This window comes from Vibrio sp. D401a (genome assembly GCF_030248515.1).
Lineage (GTDB): Bacteria > Pseudomonadota > Gammaproteobacteria > Enterobacterales > Vibrionaceae > Vibrio > Vibrio rotiferianus.
This window is the reverse complement of record NZ_JAHGAI010000070.1, coordinates 44,922-68,869: the sequence shown is the minus strand read 5'-3', so window position 1 is coordinate 68,869 and position 23,948 is coordinate 44,922. Positions and strand designations below refer to the sequence as shown.

27 protein-coding genes are annotated in these 23,948 nt (G+C 45.3%); 13 read left to right on the top strand and 14 right to left on the bottom strand.

The genetic code is table 11. The features are described 5' to 3' along the window. Nucleotides 1-6: 6 nt before the first annotated feature. The 8 genes from rseP to rpsB form a co-directional block, all read right to left on the bottom strand. Nucleotides 7-1,365 (bottom strand): sigma E protease regulator RseP, encoded by a 1,359-nt coding sequence (rseP, locus tag KIV41_RS23695; RefSeq protein ID WP_285337782.1) that lies wholly within the window; start codon nucleotides 1,363-1,365, stop codon nucleotides 7-9. After that, nucleotides 1,365-2,570 (bottom strand): 1-deoxy-D-xylulose-5-phosphate reductoisomerase, encoded by a 1,206-nt coding sequence (ispC, locus tag KIV41_RS23690; RefSeq protein ID WP_285337781.1) that lies wholly within the window; start codon nucleotides 2,568-2,570, stop codon nucleotides 1,365-1,367. The genes rseP and ispC overlap by 1 nt, the downstream gene beginning before the upstream one ends. A gap of 51 nt (nucleotides 2,571-2,621) precedes the next feature. Further along, nucleotides 2,622-3,464, bottom strand: coding sequence for a phosphatidate cytidylyltransferase (locus tag KIV41_RS23685; protein ID WP_045394147.1), 843 nt, complete (start codon nucleotides 3,462-3,464; stop codon nucleotides 2,622-2,624). Nucleotides 3,465-3,476: 12 nt separating this feature from the next. Then, entirely contained in the window at nucleotides 3,477-4,232 is a 756-nt protein-coding gene (locus tag KIV41_RS23680; RefSeq protein ID WP_010449746.1) for an isoprenyl transferase, read from the bottom strand. 96 nt (nucleotides 4,233-4,328) lie between these two features. Beyond that, nucleotides 4,329-4,886 (bottom strand): ribosome recycling factor, encoded by a 558-nt coding sequence (frr, locus tag KIV41_RS23675; protein ID WP_010449748.1) that lies wholly within the window; start codon nucleotides 4,884-4,886, stop codon nucleotides 4,329-4,331. Between the two features lie 97 nt (nucleotides 4,887-4,983). Beyond that, nucleotides 4,984-5,715 carry a UMP kinase gene (gene pyrH, locus KIV41_RS23670; RefSeq protein WP_010449750.1) on the bottom strand — a complete coding sequence of 244 codons (732 nt, stop codon included), beginning with the start codon at nucleotides 5,713-5,715 and terminating at the stop codon, nucleotides 4,984-4,986. 152 nt (nucleotides 5,716-5,867) lie between these two features. Beyond that, entirely contained in the window at nucleotides 5,868-6,713 is an 846-nt protein-coding gene (gene tsf / locus KIV41_RS23665) for a translation elongation factor Ts (protein WP_045394144.1), read from the bottom strand. Between the two features lie 131 nt (nucleotides 6,714-6,844). Then, nucleotides 6,845-7,573 (bottom strand): 30S ribosomal protein S2, encoded by a 729-nt coding sequence (rpsB, locus tag KIV41_RS23660; RefSeq protein ID WP_005529366.1) that lies wholly within the window; start codon nucleotides 7,571-7,573, stop codon nucleotides 6,845-6,847. 397 nt (nucleotides 7,574-7,970) lie between these two features. Between rpsB and map the strand changes: the two genes are divergently transcribed. The 3 genes from map to KIV41_RS23645 all read left to right on the top strand — a co-directional run bounded on the left by map (nucleotide 7,971) and on the right by KIV41_RS23645 (nucleotide 12,110). Further along, on the top strand, nucleotides 7,971-8,849 hold the full coding sequence (gene map / locus KIV41_RS23655; protein WP_005436764.1) for a type I methionyl aminopeptidase: 879 nt from the start codon (nucleotides 7,971-7,973) through the stop codon (nucleotides 8,847-8,849). A 100-nt stretch (nucleotides 8,850-8,949) separates the two neighbouring features. After that, the gene (gene glnD, locus KIV41_RS23650) at nucleotides 8,950-11,574 is read left to right on the top strand and encodes a bifunctional uridylyltransferase/uridylyl-removing protein GlnD (protein WP_252041030.1); all 2,625 of its coding nucleotides are present in this window, start codon (nucleotides 8,950-8,952) and stop codon (nucleotides 11,572-11,574) included. A 152-nt stretch (nucleotides 11,575-11,726) separates the two neighbouring features. Then, a complete protein-coding gene (locus KIV41_RS23645; RefSeq protein WP_010449760.1) occupies nucleotides 11,727-12,110 on the top strand; it encodes a DUF3461 family protein in 384 nt (127 codons plus the stop codon). Between the two features lie 98 nt (nucleotides 12,111-12,208). Here the strand turns inward: KIV41_RS23645 and truC are convergent, their stop codons facing one another. Continuing rightward, a complete protein-coding gene (gene truC, locus KIV41_RS23640) occupies nucleotides 12,209-12,976 on the bottom strand; it encodes a tRNA pseudouridine(65) synthase TruC (RefSeq protein ID WP_045394140.1) in 768 nt (255 codons plus the stop codon). A 5-nt stretch (nucleotides 12,977-12,981) separates the two neighbouring features. After that, on the bottom strand, nucleotides 12,982-13,296 hold the full coding sequence (locus KIV41_RS23635) for a YqcC family protein (RefSeq protein ID WP_029561026.1): 315 nt from the start codon (nucleotides 13,294-13,296) through the stop codon (nucleotides 12,982-12,984). A gap of 76 nt (nucleotides 13,297-13,372) precedes the next feature. Here KIV41_RS23635 and KIV41_RS23630 point away from each other — a divergent pair, with 76 nt between their 5' ends. Continuing rightward, on the top strand, nucleotides 13,373-14,410 hold the full coding sequence (locus KIV41_RS23630; protein WP_045394137.1) for a DUF3549 family protein: 1,038 nt from the start codon (nucleotides 13,373-13,375) through the stop codon (nucleotides 14,408-14,410). A 13-nt stretch (nucleotides 14,411-14,423) separates the two neighbouring features. Then, entirely contained in the window at nucleotides 14,424-14,723 is a 300-nt protein-coding gene (locus KIV41_RS23625) for a DUF3301 domain-containing protein (RefSeq protein ID WP_005446190.1), read from the top strand. Here the strand turns inward: KIV41_RS23625 and KIV41_RS23620 are convergent. Further along, nucleotides 14,683-15,168 (bottom strand): GNAT family N-acetyltransferase, encoded by a 486-nt coding sequence (locus KIV41_RS23620; protein WP_285337806.1) that lies wholly within the window; start codon nucleotides 15,166-15,168, stop codon nucleotides 14,683-14,685. The two genes, KIV41_RS23625 and KIV41_RS23620, sit on opposite strands and share 41 nt — an antisense overlap. 906 nt (nucleotides 15,169-16,074) lie before the next feature. Here KIV41_RS23620 and KIV41_RS23615 point away from each other — a divergent pair. The 3 genes from KIV41_RS23615 (at nucleotide 16,075) to KIV41_RS23605 (ending at nucleotide 17,628) form a co-directional block, all read left to right on the top strand. After that, complete coding sequence (locus KIV41_RS23615; protein WP_285337780.1) at nucleotides 16,075-16,368, top strand: hypothetical protein; 294 nt, start codon at nucleotides 16,075-16,077, stop codon at nucleotides 16,366-16,368. Then, nucleotides 16,365-16,808, top strand: a complete 444-nt coding sequence (locus tag KIV41_RS23610) for a YaiI/YqxD family protein (protein ID WP_005436748.1) — start codon at nucleotides 16,365-16,367, stop codon at nucleotides 16,806-16,808. Before KIV41_RS23615 ends, KIV41_RS23610 begins: the two co-directional genes overlap by 4 nt. Before the next feature lie 94 nt (nucleotides 16,809-16,902). Beyond that, nucleotides 16,903-17,628 (top strand): MipA/OmpV family protein, encoded by a 726-nt coding sequence (locus KIV41_RS23605; RefSeq protein ID WP_285337779.1) that lies wholly within the window; start codon nucleotides 16,903-16,905, stop codon nucleotides 17,626-17,628. Nucleotides 17,629-17,684: 56 nt separating this feature from the next. Here KIV41_RS23605 and KIV41_RS23600 read toward each other — a convergent pair whose 3' ends face one another. The 3 genes from KIV41_RS23600 to KIV41_RS23590 all read right to left on the bottom strand — a co-directional run bounded on the left by KIV41_RS23600 (nucleotide 17,685) and on the right by KIV41_RS23590 (nucleotide 19,889). After that, nucleotides 17,685-19,271, bottom strand: a complete 1,587-nt coding sequence (locus tag KIV41_RS23600) for an AbgT family transporter (protein WP_005446209.1) — start codon at nucleotides 19,269-19,271, stop codon at nucleotides 17,685-17,687. Nucleotides 19,272-19,499: 228 nt separating this feature from the next. After that, nucleotides 19,500-19,625, bottom strand: a complete 126-nt coding sequence (gene ykgO / locus KIV41_RS23595; protein ID WP_004744821.1) for a type B 50S ribosomal protein L36 — start codon at nucleotides 19,623-19,625, stop codon at nucleotides 19,500-19,502. Nucleotides 19,626-19,628: 3 nt separating this feature from the next. Continuing rightward, on the bottom strand, nucleotides 19,629-19,889 hold the full coding sequence (locus tag KIV41_RS23590; protein WP_005446212.1) for a type B 50S ribosomal protein L31: 261 nt from the start codon (nucleotides 19,887-19,889) through the stop codon (nucleotides 19,629-19,631). Between the two features lie 122 nt (nucleotides 19,890-20,011). Between KIV41_RS23590 and tsaA the strand changes: the two genes are divergently transcribed. The 5 genes from tsaA to KIV41_RS23565 all read left to right on the top strand — a co-directional run bounded on the left by tsaA (nucleotide 20,012) and on the right by KIV41_RS23565 (nucleotide 23,887). Continuing rightward, nucleotides 20,012-20,707: a tRNA (N6-threonylcarbamoyladenosine(37)-N6)-methyltransferase TrmO gene (gene tsaA, locus KIV41_RS23585; RefSeq protein ID WP_045394125.1), complete on the top strand. Its 696-nt coding sequence runs from the start codon at nucleotides 20,012-20,014 to the stop codon at nucleotides 20,705-20,707. 111 nt (nucleotides 20,708-20,818) lie between these two features. Further along, entirely contained in the window at nucleotides 20,819-22,534 is a 1,716-nt protein-coding gene (locus tag KIV41_RS23580) for a proline--tRNA ligase (RefSeq protein ID WP_045395169.1), read from the top strand. A 173-nt stretch (nucleotides 22,535-22,707) separates the two neighbouring features. After that, nucleotides 22,708-23,376: a tellurite resistance TerB family protein gene (locus tag KIV41_RS23575; RefSeq protein WP_285337778.1), complete on the top strand. Its 669-nt coding sequence runs from the start codon at nucleotides 22,708-22,710 to the stop codon at nucleotides 23,374-23,376. Between the two features lie 113 nt (nucleotides 23,377-23,489). Continuing rightward, entirely contained in the window at nucleotides 23,490-23,693 is a 204-nt protein-coding gene (locus KIV41_RS23570; RefSeq protein ID WP_285337777.1) for a YaeP family protein, read from the top strand. Nucleotides 23,694-23,695: 2 nt separating this feature from the next. Continuing rightward, a complete protein-coding gene (locus tag KIV41_RS23565) occupies nucleotides 23,696-23,887 on the top strand; it encodes a DUF4250 domain-containing protein (RefSeq protein ID WP_010449802.1) in 192 nt (63 codons plus the stop codon). Nucleotides 23,888-23,948 lie beyond the last annotated feature (61 nt).

Here is a 23,948-nt window from a genome sequence, read left to right as displayed (position 1 = left end):
GAAGAATCACAGACGAGTAAAATCATTAAATAGTGCCAGTGCCATTAACGAAAAGATAATCGCACCACCAATTTTATATCCCATTTCCTGCATTTTCTCAGGAACTGGGCGTCGGATGACCGCTTCAATTGCAAAAAAGAGCAGGTGACCACCATCCAACATTGGTAAAGGAACGAGGTTAATAATACCTAGGTTAACACTGATCAGTGCTAGAAAACCTAAAAAGTAAACCAGACCGTAGTCTGCTGTCGCCCCTGCCCCTTTGGCTATCGAGATTGGTCCACTTAAATTATTCAGACCAACATCACCTACAATCAGTTTCTTAAGCATACTGATTGTAAGTCCAATAACTTGACCTGTTTTGTCAATCGCTTTGCCAATAGACTCGAATACACCAAACTGTAATTCGAAGCGATAACTTTCTGGCCATTCTGCGACTTTAGGTGCGATACCCGCAAAGCCAACTAATTGTTTGTTAGCTAGCTCACGACTACCCGGAGTCAAAGTGAATGATTGCTCTTCACCTTGACGTAACACTGTCAGTTCCATTGGTGTTTCTGGGTGAGAACGAATGGCTTCGACCACTTCTTCCCATTTAGAAATCTTATTACCATTAATTGCGATGATTTTATCGTCGGCTTGCAAACCTGCTTTTTCAGCCGCCCCACCTTCGCTTACTTGCGCTAACTCCGTGAAAACCTCTGGCGTATATGGTTTAAAGCCAAGTGATTGCATCGTAGATTGCGTTTCTGGGTCAAAGTTCCAATCACGAATATCAAGTGTTCTCGTGACCTCTGAACCAACTTCGTTTGCAGAAGACAACGTCATCGTCACAGAATCATCACCAATATGGGAAATTAGCCCCATGTTGACTGATTCCCAGTCCGGAGTTTTGATACCTGAGATGGACTTTAGTTCCATTCCAGATTCAATTCCTGCTTGAGCAACGATTGAATTGGGTGTTACTTCACCGATTACAGGCTTTACTGCTGGTACACCAATAAGGAAAACTAACCAATAGGCTACAATAGCAAATAGAAAGTTAAAGATAGGGCCGGCGGCAACGATAGATGTGCGTTTCCACAAAGGCTTTTGATCGAACGCCAGGTGTTTTTCATGTTCTGGGATATCATCAATACGGCTGTCCACCATCTTGACGTAGCCACCCAGAGGAATCATAGAGATGCTATACTCTGTTCCGTCTTTGCCTACCTTACTCCAGATAGACTTACCAAAACCGATAGAAAACTTTTCAACTTTTACACCGCAACGACGCGCAACCCAAAAGTGACCAAACTCGTGCACGGCAACCAAGATGCCCAATGCAACGATAAAAGAAACCAAATTCCACAAGATACCAGTCATTAGCTACGCTCGCGTAAAAATTCTAAGGCGATAGTTCGTGACATTCTATCTAGCTCTATCAAGCTTTCCAAGTTATTCACATTCTCAGTTGTATGGCTTGCGGTGATTTTGTTCAAAACTGACTCATTGATGCGAGCGATATCAGTAAAACCAAGGCCATTATTCAAGAACGCATCCACAGCAACTTCATTCGCAGCATTTAATGCTGTTGTAGCATGCTGACCTTCATAGCATGCATCAATCGCTAACTTAAGACATGGGTAGCGAGCAAAGTCAGGTTGAAGGAATGTCAACTCACTAACTTGAGTAAAGTCGAGCGGTTTCACTCCGGCATCCACTCTTGATGGGTAAGACATCGTCAATGCAATCGGAGTTGCCATATCTGGCTCCCCCATCTGCGCCAATACTGAACCATCACGATATTGCACCATAGAGTGAATCACCGACTGAGGGTGAATGATCACTTTCAACTGTTCGCGAGCCGCATTGAATAGCCATTTTGCTTCAATGTACTCAAGACCCTTGTTCATCATGGTCGCAGAATCAACCGAGATTTTTGGTCCCATTGACCAGTTCGGGTGAGCAATGGCTTGCGCTGGAGTCACTTTCTCTAGCTCTACGATATCGGTGTAACGAAATGGGCCACCAGAACCAGTGAGAAGAATAGAAGAAATACCATGCTCTTCTAAGTTACAACGACCTAGGTTAGTTTGAACTTGTTGTGGGAGGCACTGGAAGATCGCGTTGTGTTCACTATCAACAGGGAGAAGCTGAGCACCATGCTCGGCAACCGCATCGATAAACAGCTGACCAGACATTACTAGCGCTTCTTTATTGGCTAGCAGTACACGTTTACCCGATTTTACCGCTGCCATGGTTGGTAACAGACCTGCCGCACCAACGATAGCAGCCATTACGCTGTCCACTTCTTCTAAGGCAGACACATGACAAAGCGCATCGACACCACCTAACACCTCAGTATTTGGTGAGATAGAAGCCAGCTCTGATTGCAGAGCCAATGCCGCCGCTTTATCCGCCATCACAGCGTATTTTGGTTGCCATTTACGGCAAAGCACGACCATCTTTTCAACGTTAGTGCTTGCCGCTAATGCGACGATAGAAAACAGCTCAGGGTTCTGTTCAACCACTTTAAGTGTGCTTGCACCGATTGAGCCTGTTGCACCAAGAATCGTTAACTTTTGCATGATGTAAGACCGTTAGAAAAACTCAGGAGCGACGAAGCCGCTCCCGATAAATTAGAATACGTAGTAAAGAAGAGCAAATACTGGGAAGGCAGCAGTTAGGCTGTCGATACGGTCAAGAATGCCGCCGTGCCCTGGAATGATATTACTGCTGTCTTTGATACCTGAAACACGTTTGAACATACTTTCGACTAGGTCACCAAGCACAGAGATCACAACCGTAATCAGCGTAATGATCACCATATGAAGTGGGCTAGTAAATTGGATATCAAACCAACCTGCAAATAACCATCCAACAATCAATGCTGCGATGATACCGCCAATCAAACCTTCGATTGTTTTGTTTGGGCTCACATGAGGTGCCATTTTGCGTTTACCCATGCTTTTACCAGCGAAGTAAGCGCCGCTGTCTGCAGCCCATACCAAGAAGCAAACGTACAGCACAAGTTTTGCGCCGTGGTATGGATCTACTGAAATATCAGAAGCTCTAAGAATGATCACACTCCAAAGAAAAGGGATCAGAGTTAGAAAACCAAACACATGACGAAGGGCTTTACTGCCTTGCCATAAGTTGGTGGTTTTAGGATAAGTGATTGCCATGCCACTTGCGATAATCCACCATGCAAAACCAAGCGCTAATAAGGCGTAGTGTGGTGCTGCAAGTTGATTTAAGCTTGTTACATCTGGCGAAATGAATAGAAAACTTAGTCCGGTTACAACGGCTGCCGGAACAAGCGCAGCAATACGTGAATTGCTTTCTGTAAACTGTGTCCACTCCCAAAAGCCTAACAGCGTTACCGCAGTCAAAGCGATCATGAAGCCAATTAGGGGTAATTTAAAAATACCTAAAATAACTAGGGGAGCTAAAATTAGTGCTGTTATTATTCTCTGTTTCAAACTAACTAGTCCTTATTGAGCAGCCATTAATGCCTTTATTTGCTCGCCAGTACAGCCAAATCGACGTTCACGGTTAATAAACCAAGTTACCGCCTCAACCAAACTGTCTTCGTCAAACTCTGGCCAATACTCTTGCGTGAAATACATTTCCGCGTATGCTAGTTGCCACAACATGAAGTTGCTGATACGACACTCTCCACTCGTGCGAATAAGCAAGTCAACTTCTGGTAGGTCTGCCATCGTCAAGTGTTGAGTAAACATTTGCTCGGTTATCGCATCTACACTAATTTCCCCATTGAGAACTTTCGAAGCCAGTACTCTCGCCGCCTCGGTAATATCCCACTTACCGCCATAATTAGCAGCAATGTTAATTACCATGCCAGTGTTGTTAGCTGTCAAAGCTTCAGCCTCAATAATTTTACTTTGCAGGCGCTCACTAAAACGGCTGGTATCACCAATAACACGCAAACGTAAGTTGTTTTTATGCAGTTTTTTCACTTCGCTTGATAGTACCGAAATGAACAACTCCATCAAAAGGCCAACCTCTTCTTCTGGTCGTCGCCAGTTTTCACTGCTAAAAGCAAACAAAGTAACGGCTTGAATGCCAAGCTTTAAAGCTGCTGCTATAGTTTTTCGAACGGCACTAACGCCTTTTTTATGACCAAATACGCGAGGTTTTCCTTGGGACTTAGCCCAACGGCCATTACCGTCCATAATGATGGCAATATGCTTTGGGAGGGAATCAGAGAAGGCTTGGGAATTTTGCATAGGGAGTTAATTGAGTTCCATCAGTTGGACAGACTAACACAAAAAAACGCTGCACTGTGAGCACAGCGTTTTCCAACAGTGATGTAGTTGGGAGTATTAAACTTCCATCAACTCTTTTTCTTTCGCGGCAAGAACATCATCGATCTTCTTAACTGCTACGTCAGTCAGTTTTTGAATCTCGTCTTGTGCTTTGCGATCTTCGTCTTCAGAGATTTCTTTATCTTTTAGAAGACCTTTTAGGTCGCTGTTTGCATCACGACGGATGTTACGTACTGCAACACGTGCGCCTTCTGCTTCACCACGAACGATCTTAACTAGGTCTTTACGACGCTCTTCCGTTAGCGGTGGAAGTGGAACGCGAATGATTGTACCAGCAGACATTGGGTTTAGACCAAGGTCAGACATCATGATCGCTTTTTCAACTTTCTGAGTTAGCTCTTTGTCGAAAACTGTGATTGCTAGAGTACGAGCGTCTTCAGCAACAACGTTAGCTACTTGGTTAAGAGGCGTAGCAGCACCGTAGTATTCTACAGAAATACCCGATAGTAGGCTTGGGTGCGCGCGGCCAGTACGAACTTTAGAAAGGTTGTTCTTTAGCGCTTCAACGCTTTTGTCCATGCGCTCTTGCGCGTCTTTATTGATTTCGTTAATCACGGTTTCACCTTAAAAATGTCATCTTTCCTGAAGAAAGCCTAAAGGGCTTGAGCAAAGTGAAACACCATCCAATATTCTAGTTGGATGGTGTTGAGATTTACGCGTCAGCGCAGATCAGAGTACCTTCAGCTTCGCCCATAACCACGCGACGTAGTGCGCCTGGCTTGTTCATGTTGAATACGCGGATTGGCATTTTGTGGTCACGAGCAAGTGTGAACGCAGCCAAGTCCATTACTTTCAATTCTTTATCCAGAATTTCAGCGTAAGATAGCTTATCATACAGCTCTGCGTCTGGGTTTGCTACTGGGTCAGCAGTAAATACACCATCAACTTTTGTCGCTTTTAGAACTACGTCAGCTTCGATTTCGATACCACGTAGACAAGCTGCTGAATCCGTCGTAAAGAATGGGTTACCTGTACCTGCAGAGAAGATCACGACACGGCCTTGGCGAAGTTCGCGGATAGCGTCTGCCCAGTTGTAATCGTCACACACACCTTTTAGCGGAATTGCAGACATTACGCGAGCGTTTACATAAGCACGGTGAAGTGCATCACGCATTGCTAGACCGTTCATTACTGTTGCAAGCATACCCATGTGGTCGCCTACTACGCGGTTCATACCCGCTTCTGCAAGACCTGCACCACGGAACAAGTTACCACCGCCGATTACCACACCAACTTGAACACCCAGTTCAACCAGCTCTTTAACTTCTTGAGCCATACGGTCAAGAACCGCTGGATCAATACCAAAACCTTCTTCACCTTGAAGAGCTTCACCACTTAGTTTTAATAGAATACGTTGATATGCTGGTTTAGGGTTCGTAGTCATGGAGTTTACCTTCCAAAGAGAGTTGTCGATTAACAGTCATGAATAGACACAAGGTCACTTATAGCTATTCATCACGGCTAATTTTGCCCGCTCTTTTCGTAAAAAGACCGCAGCCTAGGCTACGGTCTAATATTTACACAAGTCGCTAAGGATTAACCTTTTTGAGCTAGTGCTACTTCTTCAGCGAAGCTCATTTCAGCTGCTTTCTCGATACCTTCACCTACTTCTAGGCGAACGAATGTAGCAACAGAAGCACCTTTCTCTTTTAGCATTTCGCCAACAGATTTCTTAGGTTCCATGATGAAAGCTTGACCAGTTAGAGAGATTTCGCCAGTGAATTTCTTCATGCGGCCGATAACCATCTTCTCAGCGATCTCTTGTGGCTTGCCTTCGTTCATAGCGATTTCAACTTGAACTTCTTTCTCTTTAGCAACTACGTCAGCTGGTACGTCTTCTGGGTTAACGAACTCAGGCTTAGAAGCAGCAACGTGCATTGCAACGTGCTTAAGAGTTTCTGCGTCGCCTTCACCAGCAACAACAACACCGATTTTCTCGCCGTGACGGTAAGAAGCGATTGCAGTACCTTCAACGTAAGCAACGCGACGGATGTTGATGTTTTCGCCGATTTTAGCAACTAGAGCTACACGCTCTTCTTCGAACTTAGCAACTAGCTCTTCAACAGAAGCTTTAGAAGCTAGAGCGTCAAGTGCTACTTTTTCTGCGAATGCAGTGAAGTTACCATCTTTAGCAACGAAGTCAGTTTGGCAGTTAACTTCTAGAAGAACAGCAACGCCGTTTTCTTCTTTGATGATGATTGCGCCTTCAGCAGCAACGTTACCAGCTTTTTTAGCTGCTTTCGCTGCGCCTGACTTACGCATGTTTTCAATTGCTAGTTCGATGTCAGCGTTTGCTTCTACAAGCGCTTTTTTACATTCCATCATGCCAGCGCCAGTGCGCTCGCGAAGTTCTTTAACTAGAGCAGCAGTTACAGTTGCCATTCTCTATTCCTCGTTTGATTCGAAATAAGGTAAAAAACAGGGGCCTACATTGTCGGCCCCCATTGCTAACTATAACTCAGTCTATGCTACAACAAGGTTTCACATAGACTAAGTGTGACACAGAGCCGTTATTATTCAGCTTCTACGAAACCGTCTTTTTCAGCAACTGCTGCAACGTCTTTGTTGCGACCTTCAGATACTGCAGATGCTGCAGCGTTTAGGTATAGTTGAACTGCGCGGATCGCGTCGTCGTTACCTGGGATGATGTAGTCAACGCCGTCTGGGTTAGAGTTAGTATCTACCACAGCGTATACTGGAATACCTAGGTTGTTAGCTTCTTTAATTGCAATGTGCTCGTGATCAGCGTCGATTACGAATAGAGCGTCTGGTAGGCCGCCCATATCTTTGATACCACCAAGAGATTTCTCTAGCTTCTCCATTTCACGAGTACGCATTAGAGCTTCTTTCTTAGTTAGTTTTTCGAAAGTACCGTCTTGTGCTTGTGCTTCGAAATCTTTTAGACGCTTGATTGACTGACGAACTGTTTTGTAGTTCGTTAGCATGCCGCCCAACCAACGGTTGTTAACGTAGTATTGGTTGCTTGCGATTGCAGCTTCTTTAACAGCTTCAGATGCAGCGCGCTTAGTACCTACGAATAGAACTTTACCTTTCTTCTCGCCAACTTTAGCTAGTTCAGCTAGAGCTTCGTTGAACATTGGTACAGTTTTTTCTAGGTTGATGATGTGAACGCGGTTACGAGCACCAAAGATGAATGGCTTCATTTTTGGGTTCCAGTAACGAGTTTGGTGACCGAAGTGAACACCAGCTTTCAGCATATCGCGCATTGATACAGTTGCCATTTTAAAATCCTCTATGGGGTTAGGCCTCCACATCCCCCATAATTCCGACCAAGCTTCTGCTCAGCACCCCGGAACATGTGACGGAATGTGTGTGATTTAAAGATAAAAGTTTAATCGGAAGAAGCCTGCTTCGCTGCTATTCTAAAGAAAAGCAAAGAGAACAGTCCTCGATTCCGGCGCGCTTTATACCATATTTTAGCCTAAGATGGCTAGTAAAAATTGTTTCTTACAATTCTAATTTACCTATCACACTTACCCCTACTCCCTCTTAAATTCCATGACTAGACTACAAGTAAGAATGACTCATATTCTTAACTGGCTTGGGTTAACCGCTAGATGTCTGATAGAATGCGCGCATTCGCACGTTAGCGTGCTTACGAATAAGTAGAGAAAGCCAATGTCAATCAAGATTAAAACTGCTGAAGAAATCGAACGCATGCGTATTGCGGGCAAGCTAGCCGCAGACACTCTAGAAATGATCGAACCGCACATCAAAGCCGGTGTGACGACAGAAGAGTTAAACAAAATCTGTCACGATTACGCTCTAGAAAGAGGCGCTTACTCTGCACCGCTTGATTACCATGGATTCCCTAAATCGATCTGTACGTCAATCAACCACATCGTTTGTCACGGTATCCCAGCAACTGAAGACGAGAAAGGTGCAAACGGCCAAATGAAGCCAGCTGTACTTAAAGATGGCGACATCATCAACGTTGATATTACGGTTATCGTTCCTAACGATGAAAACGCAGATCTAAGTGTTCGTCCACAAGGCTACCACGGTGATACGTCTAAGATGTTCCTAGTGGGTGATGTTTCACCTGCAAATAAACGTCTGTGTATGGTGGCTCAAGAGTCACTGTACATCGGCATGCGTCAAGTAAAACCAGGTGCAACAGTGGGTGACATCGGTACCGCTATCGAGAAGTACATCAAAGAAAACAATAAGAACAACCCACGTAACAAGTTCTCTATTGTTAAAGACTTCTGTGGTCACGGTATCGGTGATGAGTTCCACGAAGAGCCACAAGTGGTTCACTACAAGAACAAAGACCGTCGTGTACTAAAAGAAGGTATGTGCTTTACTATCGAACCAATGATCAACGCAGGTAAGTTTGGTTGTACTGTTGACGCTCAAGACGATTGGACGGTTTACACTGGCGACGGCAAAAACTCTGCACAGTGGGAACACACTATTGTGGTAACCAAAGAAGGTTGTGAAGTACTAACACTTCGCAGCGACGATACCATTCCACGAATGATGAAAAACGTATAATCGCATATCACTTTCCATATCCCCGCCCATGCGGGGATATTTTTTATCTGCAGCAAATTTGTTAGATTGCTAATAGTTTTAGCTTGCACGGATAGCAAATATGACCCTTCAGTCTCCTCTTACGTTTACCGATGAACAGATCAACATCGGCGAACTTAAGCAAGAACTCGAAAAATTCAGTTCATACCAAAAAGAAGAATTTCTTCAACATCACCCAGTGACGAACCTCGTTTTGTCACGTGCTGAGTACATGGATTTACTCCTCAATCGTTTATGGCAACACTTTGGATTCAAAGACATCCATAATATTTCATTAGTTGCCGTAGGTGGTTACGGGCGTGGTGAGTTACATCCGCTGTCTGATATCGACATTTTGATTCTGTCGAATAACAAACTGCCAAACGCGCTAGAAGCCAAAATCAGTGAGTTCATTACCCTATTGTGGGATTTACGCCTCGAAGTGGGCCACGCTGTGCGTACTGTGGATGAATGTGCAGAAATCGGCCGAGCAGATTTAACCGTTGCGACAAACCTACAAGAAGCGCGTTTGTTGTGTGGCAGTGAAGATACTTTCCAAGCGTTGAAGAAAGTGGTGCTATCCGACTCTTTCTGGCCGAGCGAAACCTTCTACCGCGCTAAGATTCAAGAGCAGCGTGAACGCCACGCACGCTATCATGACACCACCTACAACCTTGAACCTGACATCAAATCCACGCCGGGTGGCTTACGTGATATTCACACTTTAAGCTGGGTGGCACGACGTCACTTTGGTGCAACCTCGTTGCTGGAAATGAGTCGTTACGGTTTTCTGACCGATGCGGAATACCGCGAATTGGTTGAGTGTCAGGATTTCCTATGGCGTGTTCGCTTTGCGTTGCATATTGAGCTGCGTCGTTACGACAACCGCCTAACCTTTGCTCACCAAGCACAAGTCGCTGAACACCTTGGCTACGTTGGAGAGGGTAACCGCGGCGTCGAGATGATGATGAAGGAGTTCTACCGTACCCTTCGTCGTGTGGCAGAGTTGAATAAGATGCTACTCAAGCTGTTCGATCAAGCCATCATTAATGGCGGCGCTTCTGAAGACGCAGAAATCATAGATGAAGATTTCCAACGCCGCGGCGCACTCATCGAGGCACGTAAACCAGCGCTCTTCCAAGCGCGGCCTGAAACCATCTTAGATATGTTCTTGCACATCGCTAACGATTCGAGCATTGAAGGGGTAAGCCCTCCAACTCTGCGCCAGTTACGCACCGCTCGTCGCCGCTTGAACAAGTTCTTGCACACCATGCCAGAAGCACGCGAGAAATTTATGGCACTGTGTCGCCACCCGAATGCACTACACAAGGCGTTCAGCCTTATGCATAAGCTGGGCGTTTTGGCGGCCTACCTTCCGCAATGGAGCCAAATTGTAGGACAGATGCAGTTTGACCTCTTCCATGTGTACACCGTAGATGAACACAGCATAAGACTACTCAAACACATCAACACTTTCAGCTATGCCGAGAACCACAGCAAACATCCAATTTGCTGCGAAGTTTATCCTCGAATCCAGAAAAAAGAACTACTGATTCTGGCGGCGATTTTCCACGACATAGGTAAAGGTCGCGGCGGTGACCATTCGGTGATCGGAGAAGGTGAGGCATACGATTTCTGTATCGAGCACGGTTTATCTAAACCAGAAGCGAAGTTGGTGAGTTGGTTGGTAAGACATCACCTGTTGATGTCTGTGACGGCACAACGTCGTGATATTTACGATCCAGACGTGATTACCGAGTTCGCCAAGCAAGTTCGTGATGAAGAATACCTTGAGTATCTTGTCTGTCTAACCGTTGCTGATATCTGTGCGACCAACCCAGAGCTTTGGAACAGTTGGAAGCGCACCCTGCTTGCTGAATTATTCTATTCCACCCAACGTGCGCTTCGTCGTGGCTTGGAGAACCCTGTTGACGTGCGCGAACGTATTCGTCACAACCAACAAATGGCGTCGGCTCTGCTGCGTAAAGAAGGCTTCTCTGCTCGGGAAATTGAAGTGCTGTGGCAGCGCTTTAAAGCCGATTACTTTTTGCGTCACACCCATAAGCAAATCGCGTGGCACTGCGAGAACCTACTGCGCATGGAAGACACGAGCAAACCACTGGTTCTGATCAGCAAAAAAGCCACGCGTGGTGGTACCGAAGTGTTCGTCTATAGCCCAGACCAACCTGCGTTGTTTGCTACCGTGGTTGCTGAACTCGACCGTCGCAACTTCAACGTACACGACGCGCAGATCATGACAAGCAAAGATGGCTATGTGCTTGATACCTTTATGGTGCTAGATCAACACGGTAAAGCGATTGAAGAAGGTCGTCACAGCGCAGTCACCAAACACATTACTCACGTACTAGAAGACGGCCGCCCGACAAAGATCAAAACGCGTCGAACACCAAATAAACTGCAGCACTTTAATGTAAAAACCAAAGTCGACTTCTTACCGACCAAGAGTAAGAAACGCACTTTGATGGAGTTTGTCGCTCTCGATACGCCGGGACTGTTGGCAAAAGTTGGACGTACCTTCGCAGACTTGGGCATTAACCTCCATGCAGCAAAAATCACCACCATAGGTGAGCGTGCAGAAGACTTGTTTATCCTAACCAGTGAAGCAGGCGGCAGGCTAAGTGAAGAGCAGCAAACAGAACTGCGTGAGAAACTGATAGAGAAACTGTCTGGCCCTGTCTCGGTCTAAGTCAAAACGTACTCTTCATCAACAACTAATGTGGGTAAGGACGATAGCGATCTTGCCCACAAGTTAGGCAATTTGACTAAATATCAGCTATCTAGCTCATAAATTGGCTGCTACAGTTGTATTGACTCCAATTCAATACTCAGAGGTAGCCTATGTATCCACACCTCACTGGTTTGGGCATCCACGATCCAAAACAGATTGAACGTTATTCCCTGCGCCAAGAAGCACATAAAGACGTCCTAAAGATCTACTTCCATAAGCAGAAAGGCGAATTTTTCGCTAAGAGTGTAAAGTTCAAATACCCTCGCCAAGTCAAAAACGTACTGGTAGATAGCGGCAGTCACAAATACAAAGAAGTCACCGAGATCAACCGCAATCTAACACTGGTTATCGATGAACTGAATAAGATCACCAAACCAGCGAAAACGACTGAAGTGGATGTGAAGGAAAAAATTCTCTCTGATCTTCGTCATCTGGAAAAAGTAGTTTCTAGCAAGATCGCTGAAATCGAAGCGGATCTGGAAAAGCTCAAGTAACCCACTTCATTCCTCAATGATTAAAAAAGGGGTTGGTATGTGTACCAACCCCTTTAACATTTACTTCAATAGAACTGAAAGCCTATCAATCGAATCACTTATTTTACCAGTGATTCATCCCACTCAAATCGAGCGAATAGCTGCTGCCAAGTCTCATCGATTTTGGCTTTCATCACGATTTCCTCATCCGTAAATGGATGTACAAAACGTAGCTCTGATGCATGCAGCAATAAACGATGAGAATCAAATTCAGTGCGATACAACTTGTTGTGCTTACCGTCACCATGTGTCGTATCACCAACAATAGGATGGCGTAAGTGAGCCATATGACGACGCAGCTGGTGCTTACGGCCTGTCTTCGGCTTCATCTCCATCAAACAGTAACGCGTAGTCGGAAACTTACCTGTGGAATATGGCACTTCTACTTTTGCTAACGGTTTGTACCCCGTTACGGCCTCTTGGGCTTCTTTCTCTTGTGAAGCGAACTTATCGGCGATTTTATCCAGCTCAACTTTTAAGGCGTAGTCAAGCACACCTTCTTCTTCGATCCAGCCGCGAACGATAGCGTGATAGGTTTTCTCCATCTTATGTTCAGCAAACATTGGCATCACTTGAGACGCCACTTCACTGGATAAAGCAAACACAAGCACACCAGAAGTAGGACGATCCAAACGATGCAATGGGAAAACATGCTGACCAATTTGGTCGCGAAGCGTTTGCATCACAAATTGGGTCTCATACTTATCCAACCAACTGCGATGGACCAGCATACCCGCAGGTTTGTTCACCGCGACAAAGTACTCGTCCTGATAGACGATCTCTAATACAACAGGATCAGCGGATGGTAATGTTTCTTGTTCTGACATTGAGGTTACTTACATAGTTCGTCGATGGTTCGAATAGTCTCAAGCAATTCGCCATAATGCGACTCTTGCTTCCACACTTCTGCAAAATACGGCTCAATAGAAAAGCCACGTGGCAAAGGTTGATTACTTTCCACTAACGCACGCATACGTGCAATAAAAATCCACTGTAGCCACTCATGGGGATGCAGCGTATCAATCGCAAAAGGTTCCGTGCTCTGTAGCGCTTCAGCCGAGGGCATGGTTTGTTGCCATAGCTCATGATGCTGCAATTGCGCTTCAAGTTGTTGAAGTAAGTCGACCAATTGGATGTTTGTTGCCATTAATTCCGTCTCGAACCTTGAATTAGCCGAGAATGATACCATTTCTTGTGAAAAGAACATTAGGATGTCGTATTTAATGGAAAACATTCAAACCCTCACTCAGCTGTTAAACAACAGTCAATGTGAGTATCAAATCTTCGACCTTGGTCGTCGTATCAAGACCATCGAGCCACAAGTCTTTGCTGATGTGGAAAAAGGTCAATGCCCTTACCCATTCCCAATGCAACGCAAAGCACACTTGGCTATTGCATACTGGAATGAGCAAAAGCAGCCTTGGATTTGGTTCTTGAAGTTCGAGTTGGATGAACGTGGCCTGCTCAAGCAAGCGGATATTGGTAACTTCATTAAATACGTCGTAGAAGCCATGGGCACTCGTTTAAGCGAGGAGATGTCGGAAGAGCAGCAACAAAAGCTTTCCAACAACCCATACACTTTCAAACCTGCGGAAGAAAAGATGGCTGTCTTCCACAGCCAAGTTCGCGCTAACTTGGACTTACCCACCAGCCAGTATTACGAGCACACCCAGCACTACTTTAGCGGTGGTTTAGGGTGGGAAAACTGGCAAACGGTTGGTCTGCAAGGCATCACCGATATGGCTGCACGCCTAGGTAAAGAGCAAAATGCCGTCACCTTACGTAAAGCCCTAAATCATTTACCTAATGAACCGCTTTACGCTCTACTTGGCGCATTAGAACATGTTGACCTGCAAGAGCGTTTGGCAGAGCGCATTGCTGAGAAAGCGCTACAAGAAATCGAAAGTAACGAGCCCGATCTGTTCTTGCTTTCCGCTTTGATTCGTGCCCTAGCTGGCGCACCAATCGAGGTGTCACAGCCAATCTTAAAAGCGATTTTGCAAAGCCCGCGATTGAGTCACCAAGAAGTGTTGATCGGTATTGCTGGCCGCACGTGGCACTTACTAGGTGATGCTGACATCGCTGAGCAATTTTTGCTGCGACTTGCACAAACTGGGAACCAGGCTCTATTTAATCAATTGTTTGCTGACCTAGTGATGCTACCAGAACTAAGGTTGGTTCTTTTGCCTCTGCTGCACTCTAGCCCATCAGAAGAGCTAGCGACTGCATTGGTAAAGCTGCAGCAAGCAACAAAGGGATAATAAAGGATTAGGGATGATCGGTGACCTATTAGCCATTTTAGGACTGTGCTTCTTCTGCTTTTTGTTTTGGCAGCAACGACGTCAATCGGAGTTGGCAAAAGCGGCCATTACGCGTAAATGTGAGCAGTTGGATCTGCAATTGGTGAGCATCGCTTTTGGTGCACATAAACTGAAAACGCCAGACGGAATCTGGCGTTGGCATACAGTGTATCAATTTGAGTTTTCATCCCTTGGTGATGATTGCTACCAAGGAGAGTTGACGATGATCGGGTTTAGGCCGCTGAACTTTCACCTTCCGCCACATCGCTTGTAAATTCCATTTCAAAGTAAGGGCCGTAAAGGTCTTTACTTTCTATAGTCTTTGTAAATCCAAGTTTTTCCAATACTGCCGTGGATGCTTTGTGATGGCTGTTCACATTCGCTTTGACTTTGTGTAGCCCAAGCTCACGGCACGCTTTCGGGAAAAACGCCTTTAGCGCTTCTGTCGCTAATCCTTTACCCCAATAAGCTTTATCAAAGATAAATCCCAGCTCTGGTTCATGATCCAGATTCGAAATGAATACGTGTCCCATGTAATCACGACTGGTACTCTCAAGCACCGCCATGCTGTAGACATTCTCATCATCCAGAATCTTCTCAAACAACTGCTTAGCAGAAGACACCGTATGAGGGCCGTTCATCTCTGCGCGATTTCTAGCGCAACAATTCAACATCACGAACTCTAGTTGCAACGACTCATTGTAGGGTAGAAGAAGCATTCTTCTGGTTACTATGGTCACATCTGTTCCTTGATTACAGCAAACTTAATTTATCCACATAACAATAACTCGTGAGCTATCGATTTGTTATGCGGTACATAACGCCATTTAGAGAAGCCGAAAGTTAAACCAACTGATTGGAAAGGATATTGATCTGGATTGTTTTTTATTCAGTGTTGTAAGGAATTTATAAATAATGTGATATTGACACTTTTAATTATTTTAAGTTATGTAAGTGCCAAAATAAGAAAGACCCCGACACTAGCGTATCGGGGTCATAGTCTTACTCGCAGCAGTCCGGCTACTAATTAGTGCTCCATGCATCATCCATAATAGTGGCTGATTCCGTCAGCTTAGTCCTTACGTCGCCGTCCTAGCGGTGTCCTTATCATCCTGATAGCTAACATTCCTCGTTAGCGCGCATCACTTGTTCCTTGAGCGGTGTCCTTTGCATCGTCCTGATGCTGTCCTTACCTCAATCCTATGAGGGGTTCATTGTCTTTCCTTAGTCATCAACATCCTATTGATGATTGTGTCCTTACAATGTCCTACGCTCCTTGCTTGATCACTCATCCTGAATAATCAAATCGTCGTCCTGACGATGACCAAATCCTTGGTGCTTTCCTGTTCCATGTCTGCTTCCTGCCGACAAGGTTTAATTTACGCTTTTCCCTTTAAATCACAATCTACCCAAGAAAATCTTTTGTTGAAAAACTTAGTTAACAGCATGTTAAAATGATATTTTTCATACACTTACGGACAAAACATTCTGTTTGGCTGATGACGAAATCGTTTTCTCTTACAACCCGTGTGAGAGATCTCGCACAAGGCACTGCCGAAATTGCTATTCGCTAAAATCAACCGCGCAAAGTATGATGATAGAAGTCATTTTAGTAGGGACAAATTATGTTAACTCAAGACGTCACTAAAGAGCTGGAAGCCGTGATGGAGCAGCTACAGCAGCAAGGCAAAGAGCCCACTGTGGCACTGGTAAAAGCACGAATGAAAACGCCCGTGCCAATGCCTGCATTAATCGCAACCATCAAAAGTTGGAAGAGCGCAAACCGTATCCCTAAAGTGGAAGTAGCGGTACAAGCTCCGAAAGAAGAAGATCGCATCACCGCGCTCGAAAACACGGTTGCTCAACTGGTGACTCGCGTTGAAGAACTGGAAGCAAAGCTGAGTGAGAAGACATCATGAAGTTGTGGGTAGATGCGGATGCTTGTCCGAAAGTAATCAGAGAAACGATTGTACGCGCCGCTGAGCGAACCGGTGTAGAATGCACATTTGTAGCGAACCATGTAGTCCCTGTACCCAAGCGTGCCAATATTCACTCTCTGCAAGTACCAGCTGGCTTTGATATTGCCGATAACGAAATCGTACGTCGCGTGGAAGCCAATGACTTAGTGATTACCTCTGATATTCCATTGGCAGACGAAGTGATCAGCAAAGGAGCTCAAGCATTAAGCTCACGAGGCGAGTTATATACGAAAGACACCATCAAAGCGCGTTTGAACATTCGTGACTTTATGGACACCATGCGCTCAAGTGGCATTCAGACTGGCGGCCCTGCAGCTTTGTCTCAAACTGAACGTCGCGAGTTCGCAAATCATCTCGATAGAATCCTTGCCAAGCGTTGATTACGCCTCCCCTTTGCATGAAAATCATTCGTTGATGAAATAGGAATCACAAAACTCCGTTCTTTATTGTTATAACAAAAACGGAGTTTTATTTATGAATGCAAGGATCGTCCTTCCCCTCTCACTACTTTTTGTCTCTGCTGGCTCACTTGCCAATCAAGAATCTTTTGGCCTCGTTGGAGGCAGTGTTACCTATGGCGAGAGCGTTTTTTCCGTCAAAGACACACCTCAGCTTGGTGCGACACCTAATTTGTTCTATTCAGGTCCCATTGGCTTTGTTGATGGCAGCTTAGCAAGTTGGCAAGCGTTACCTTATGTTGGGCTATCAGCCAACTGGCGTTTCGCGGAAGTATCCGATACGTTTGCCGATCTGCCAAACGGCATCGAAAGTCGTGATGGCAATGGTGAACTTGGTATTACTTTAGGCACCGTTGGTGCAAGACTGACTTATCTGCATGACGTTACCTCAGAACATAACGGTTACGAAGTTCAACTGCATCTCGGTCGGACGCTAGAAACTTGGCTACCACCGTTTACCCTCACTCCCTTTCTAGAAGTCGATTACCGAGATAAAAAACTCTCTAACCATCTGTACAGTGTTTCAGCACAAGAAGCGGCAGCATCAGGACTAAAAGAATTTAAGGCCGATTCTACTTTTGTTTATCAAGCCGGAGTTATTGGTTTGTATGAGTTCACACCATCTTGGATAGGCATTACAAAGGCTGAATTCATTCATCATGATAATGAGAGTCCTTTGATTCAGCGTGATGTCGGTTGGTCATTTGAACTCGGGCTGACGTATCGTTTTGCAGGGCTATAAGTAGACAAAAGCCTGCGAGAAACGCAGGCTTTGATTGAGCTGAGTGAAGCTTCTAGTTAAGGCGTGTAGTACGTTGCCGCACCTGGACCTACTGGTAGACCGAATACGAATACCCATAGGTAGAATAGAACGCTCCAGCCAACAATGAAGACAATTGAGTAAGGTAGCATGGTCGCAATCAGCGTACCGATACCTAAGTTCTTCATGTAGCGTGTGGCTACCGCGAGGATAAGACCAAAGTAGCTCATCATCGGTGTAATGATGTTCGTTGTTGAGTCACCAATACGGTAAGCCGCTTGAATAGTTTCAGGTGCGTAGCCCACCAGCATCAACATAGGTACGAAGATTGGCGCTGTTACTGCCCACTGTGCTGATGCCGAACCAATCATCAAGTTGATGAAGCCACACATTAGGATGAAGGCGAAGAACAACATTGGACCAGTTAGACCAATTTCCTGCAGGAAGCTTGCGCCCGCAACCGCAAATACCTGACCGAAGTTTGTCCACTTGAAGAAAGCAACAAATTGAGCGGCGAAGAATACCAAAACAATGTACATACCCATTGAAGACATTGACTTCGACATTGCATCAATCACATCGCGATCATTCTTCATAGTGCCTACAACGCGACCATAAACAAAGCCTGGTACTGCAAAGAAAACAAAGATAAACGCAACAATACTCTTTAGGAATGGAGAGCCCGCAACCGTACCTGCATCAGAACGCAGAACACCATCAGCCGGAACAATAGTCCATGCCAGTAGTGCAGAAACGACCAGTACTGCGATACCCGCCAGCTTAAGACCTTTCTTCTCTACGTCAGTCAAACCACCCATTTTATCTTGAGATAGGTCTTCTGCCGCTTCTTCATCATTGTATTTGCCAAGTTTTGGCTCAACGATTTTTTCAGTTACAAATGCGCCTGTAATCGCGATGAAGAAGGTAGAAACAAACATGAAGTACCAGTTTACTTCTGGACCAACGGTGTAAGTTGGGTCAATCATCTGCGCTGCTGTTTCAGTAATACCAGACAACAGAGGGTCAACCGTACCGATAAGTAGGTTGGCAGAATAGCCGCCAGATACACCAGCAAACGCAGCGGCTAGGCCAGCAAGTGGATGACGACCTAAAGAGTGGAACAGCATCGCCGCTAGTGGAATCAGTACCACGTAGCCAAGCTCAGAAGCCGTGTTTGAAATGATACCAGCGAAAACAACCGTTACTGTAACCATGCGCTGAGATGCGCCCATTACAAGACCGCGCATTGCAGCAGAAAGTAGGCCAGAATGTTCTGCAATGGCAACACCAAGCATCGCAACCAGTACGGTACCTAACGGTGCGAAGCCTACGAAGTTTTTCACTAGGTTAGTTACAATCAGTTGTAAACCTTCAGCATTTAGCAAACTTACAACTTGGATCATGCCATCTGCAGCGCGACCCGGAGCACCTTCAGGGCGAGGATCAACAACGGAAACTTCAAAGTAACCAGCAATGCCGGACATAACTAGGATTGCAAGACAGAAAATGGCGAAAAGTGTGATTGGGTGGGGTAATAGGTTCCCCAAATATTCAACTGTATCTAAGAAGCGCGTAAATAGTGGCTTCTTTGGCGAGTTTTGTTTCATTGAAGCAGATGAACTCATCTGTTCCCTCCTTGTATTTATTCCTGCGCGTTTGTGACAAAAATGTCACAAAGCTTGCGCAGGGTACTCGACACAAGGGTTAAGTGAAAGTTCAAAACGTTACAGAATGTAACCAATAGTCGAACTTATGACCTATAATCGATAAAAATATAGTTATATCACCCACATATAGATCATAAATCAGAATTATAACTCATCACATTCCATAAATTACCACCATATTTATGGTTATTTCTGCACCGCCTTAAAACGTGGATTCGTTTTGCAAATCACGTATAAACGCCCTCTTCTTTTGACGATTTGACAATCAGGATGGCGGTTTTTTGCACTCTTTAATGACTTAACGACTTTCATCTCTTAATCCTTATCTTTGCCAAATTGCCCAAAACGACGATTGAAGTTCGCAATACGACCTTCTGCTTGTACTACACGTTGCTTCCCGGTATAGAACGGATGAGACGCAGACGATACATCGAGTGTGAAATATGGGTAAGTTTTGCCATCTTTCCATTCAATCGTTCGGTCGGTTTGCAACGTTGAACCCACAACAAAATATTCATCTACGCTAGTATCATGAAATACCACAGGTCGATATTCAGGATGGATACCTGGTTTCATATAACTTGTCCTTTTGATTAACTGTTATGTTATAACATTTTAATTAATAATCATTCTCAACAATAAAAGCAAGCAAAATTTGTGATACTTTGCTCCTTAAACCCCAGTTAAAGATCCTACTCATGTATTCCATTGAGCCGATTGGCATTATCGAAAGCCCTTATAAAGAGAAATTCGCCGTTCCTCGCCAACCTCGTTTGGTACCCGCAGCACGCTCGCGCGTTAAACTACAAGGTGCGGCAAATAGCCCCGAAGCCGTGCGTGGATTAGAGCAATTTTCTCACGTATGGTTACTGTTTTTGTTTGATCAGAATTTAGAAGCCGGATGGAAACCAACTGTGCGCCCACCTCGCTTGGGCGGTAACGAACGTATTGGCGTGTTTGCTTCACGCTCAACCTTCCGCCCCAACGGCATTGGTATGTCTGCTGTAGAAGTCAAAGGCATCAGTAAAAAAGGCGATCAGATCTATTTAGATCTTGGCAACGTAGACTTGGTTGATGGCACACCGATTGTCGATATCAAACCATACATCCCCTACTCGGATTCGATTGGAGAAGCACAAGGCGGTTATGCCGAAGAAGAGCCTGAAACATCGCAGGTCGAATTCTCTGACATTGCACAGGCAACACTCGAAAAGCATAACGATACTGAGTATGTAAAAACAGTTCTCGAGCAAGTTCTGGCACAAGATCCTCGTCCGGCTTACAAGAAAAACAAGCCTGACAGCAAGGAATATGCGGTAAATTTGTTCGATCTGAACGTTAAGTTCACGGTTAGCGATAACTTAATAACAGTTACTGCGATTGAAAGCTTTTGACAAAGGCATTTGGCTGATATTATAAGCGGCTAACAATTTTCCCCTTGTGGGACCTTCATACTCCTGTCCATTCTGGCTTGAGTATCTAACTCTAATAAACGGATAAATTTAATGCGTACCAGTAATTATCTTCTTTCTACTCTGAAGGAGACTCCAAACGACGCAGAAGTAGTGAGCCACCAGCTCATGCTACGCGCGGGTATGATCCGTAAGCTGGCTTCAGGTCTTTACACCTGGCTGCCTACTGGTCTACGTGTGCTGCGTAAAGTCGAAAACATCGTTCGTCAAGAAATCGACAATGCAGGTGCAGTCGAAACTTTGATGCCCGTTGTTCAGCCGTTTGAACTATGGGAAGAGACAGGTCGTTCTGAGAAGATGGGTCCTGAGCTACTTCGCTTTACTGACCGTCATACTCGTCCGTTTGTTCTTAGCCCTACAGCTGAAGAAGTGATCACTAGCCTTGTGCGTAACGAAGTGAGCTCTTACAAACAGCTTCCGCTAAACCTGTACCAAATCCAGACTAAATTCCGTGACGAGCGTCGCCCACGTTTCGGTGTAATGCGTGCACGTGAATTCTGCATGATGGATGCATACAGCTTCGACATCGACAAAGAAGGTCTAGAGAAATCTTACCAAGCGATGCACGATGCTTACTGTAAAGCATTTGATCGCATGGGTCTTGAGTACCGTCCAGTACTTGCTGACTCTGGCGCTATCGGTGGTAGTGGTTCTCAAGAGTTCCACGTACTTGCTGAAAGCGGCGAAGACCTAATCGCATTCTCTACTGAGTCTGATTACGCAGCGAACATCGAAAAAGCAGAAGCGGCAGCACCTGCAGGTGAGCGCGCTGAACCAACTCAAGAGATGACGCTGGTTGATACGCCAAACGCGAAAACAATCGCGGAGCTTGTAGAGCAACACGGTCTACCAATCGAGAAGACAGTAAAAACTCTATTCGTGAAAGCGTCTGATGAAGTTGATGCTGACATCATCGCTCTTATCGTTCGTGGTGACCACGAGCTAAACGAAGTGAAAGCAGAAAACCTACCTCAAGTTGCTTCTCCACTAGAGATGGCAACAGAAGAGGAAATGCGTGCACTTATCGGCGCTGGCGCTGGTTCTCTTGGCCCTGTAGGCCTTGAACTGCCATTCATCGTTGACCGCTCTGTTGCTGTAATGAGCGACTTCGGCGCGGGCGCAAACATCGACGGTAAACACTACTTCGGTATCAACTGGGGTCGTGACGTTGAATTAGGCCAAGTTGAAGATCTACGTAACGTAGTAGAAGGCGATCCAAGCCCATGTGGTCAAGGTACGCTAATGCTTAAACGTGGTATCGAAGTAGGTCACATCTTCCAACTAGGTAACGTTTACTCAGAAGCGATGAACTGTGGTGTTCTTGGTCCTGACGGTAAGAACGTAATCCTAGAGATGGGTTGTTACGGTATCGGTGTTTCACGTGTTGTTGCTTCTGCAATCGAGCAAAACCACGACAAATATGGCATCATTTGGCCAGACGCACTAGCACCTTTCCAAGTGGCTATCGTTCCTATGAACATGCACAAGTCTGAAGAAGTGAAAGAAGCAGCTGAGAAGCTGTACGCTGAACTGACGGCTATGGGTATCGAAGTACTATTCGATGACCGTAAAGAGCGCCCAGGCGTAATGTTCTCTGATATGGAACTTATCGGTATTCCTCACACTATCGTGATCGGTGATCGTTCAATGAAAGAAGGCAACTTCGAGTACAAGAACCGCCGCTCTGGTGAGAAGACAGCCGTTGCAATGGCAGACATCGTTGAGCACGTTAAAGCTCAACTACAATAAGCTGCACTAAGCACACTGTGCTGAATATATAGCGATGAAAAGGGTTGGCTTCGGTCAGCCCTTTTTTACGTTTGCTTTTCTAAGTGTATAGACCCTTTCTAATATTTGCGTTGTTAATCTTTGGTTCAGATTTATCACCTTACACTGGATTCAATCTAGTAAGGAGGTTACTCATGGATCTAAAAAGTCTTCTTAACCAAGCACTCAAATCAGACCTACTTAAACAAGGGAGCGATGCGCTCAATAAACAAACGAGCAATATCAAATCATCATCAAGTTCTAGCCAGCTAAAAACGCTTGGCGCAGGTGCGATTGGTGGCGGCCTTATCGGCATGCTAATGGGCTCTAAGAAGAGCAAAAAGATGGCCAAGAAAGTAGGTACAGGCGCACTCAAAGTCGGTGGCGCAGCGGCACTAGGTGCTCTGGCTTACAAAGTCTACAACGATTGGCAAGCAAAGCAGGATACACAAGGTGTCAACGAAAGCTTCGATCCTGATGACAACAAACATGCAAAACTGATCCTCAAAGCCATGATTGGTGCAGCGAAAGCGGATGGCCATGTCGATGAAGAAGAAATGGCTCGCATCGAACAAGCACTGACAGAATTGGGCGCAGATGATCATGTAAGACAGTTGGTTCATCAAGAGCTACACAAGCCTCTCGATCCGGCGGAAATTGCACGCTTGGCGACCTCTCCACAACAGGCTTCAGAAATTTATCTGGCGTCACTGATTGTGGCCGATGAGCAAAATTTTATGGAAAAAGCTTACTTACAAGAGCTTGCGAAACAGCTCAACCTTTCTCCAGAGGTCACGCATCAATTGGAAGCACAGTTGCAGTGATGAATGTTTGCTCAAGTTGCTTGTTAACTTGAGCCAAAACAATTCTCTGCTTTGAGTTTCAAAACGGCTATGTGTATATTTGAGAGCAGTTATCATTTATTAAGGATTTAGCCATGCAAGTATACGGCTGTTGTGAATTAGTTCGTGAGCTTTACGCTCAAATCGGTAGTGGCGATCAAGCTTACATTCCTCAAGCAATTTCATGCGCAGTAAAAGCACTAAACGACGTTGCTGCAGACGAGTCACTGCCTAAAGATGTTCGCGAAAAAGCAGCATTTGCAGCGGCAAACCTACTGATCTCTGATTTCGAGGACTAGCAATGAATCTGGCGAACTTTGAATCGATGGATCCAATCATGCTGATGAGCATCGTCAACATGAAGCTACGTGACGACTTCGGTGGTGATCTGGATAAACTGGTTGCATTCTTTGATATCGACCGCGCAGCACTTGAAGCAAAGCTGGCAACGGCGGGTTTTGACTTTCTGCCTGACGCTGGTCAGTTTCGTTAATCGTTCATCGCGACGGGCAACGTAAACATCGAATAGAAAAAAGGGCTTGATGCATTCATCA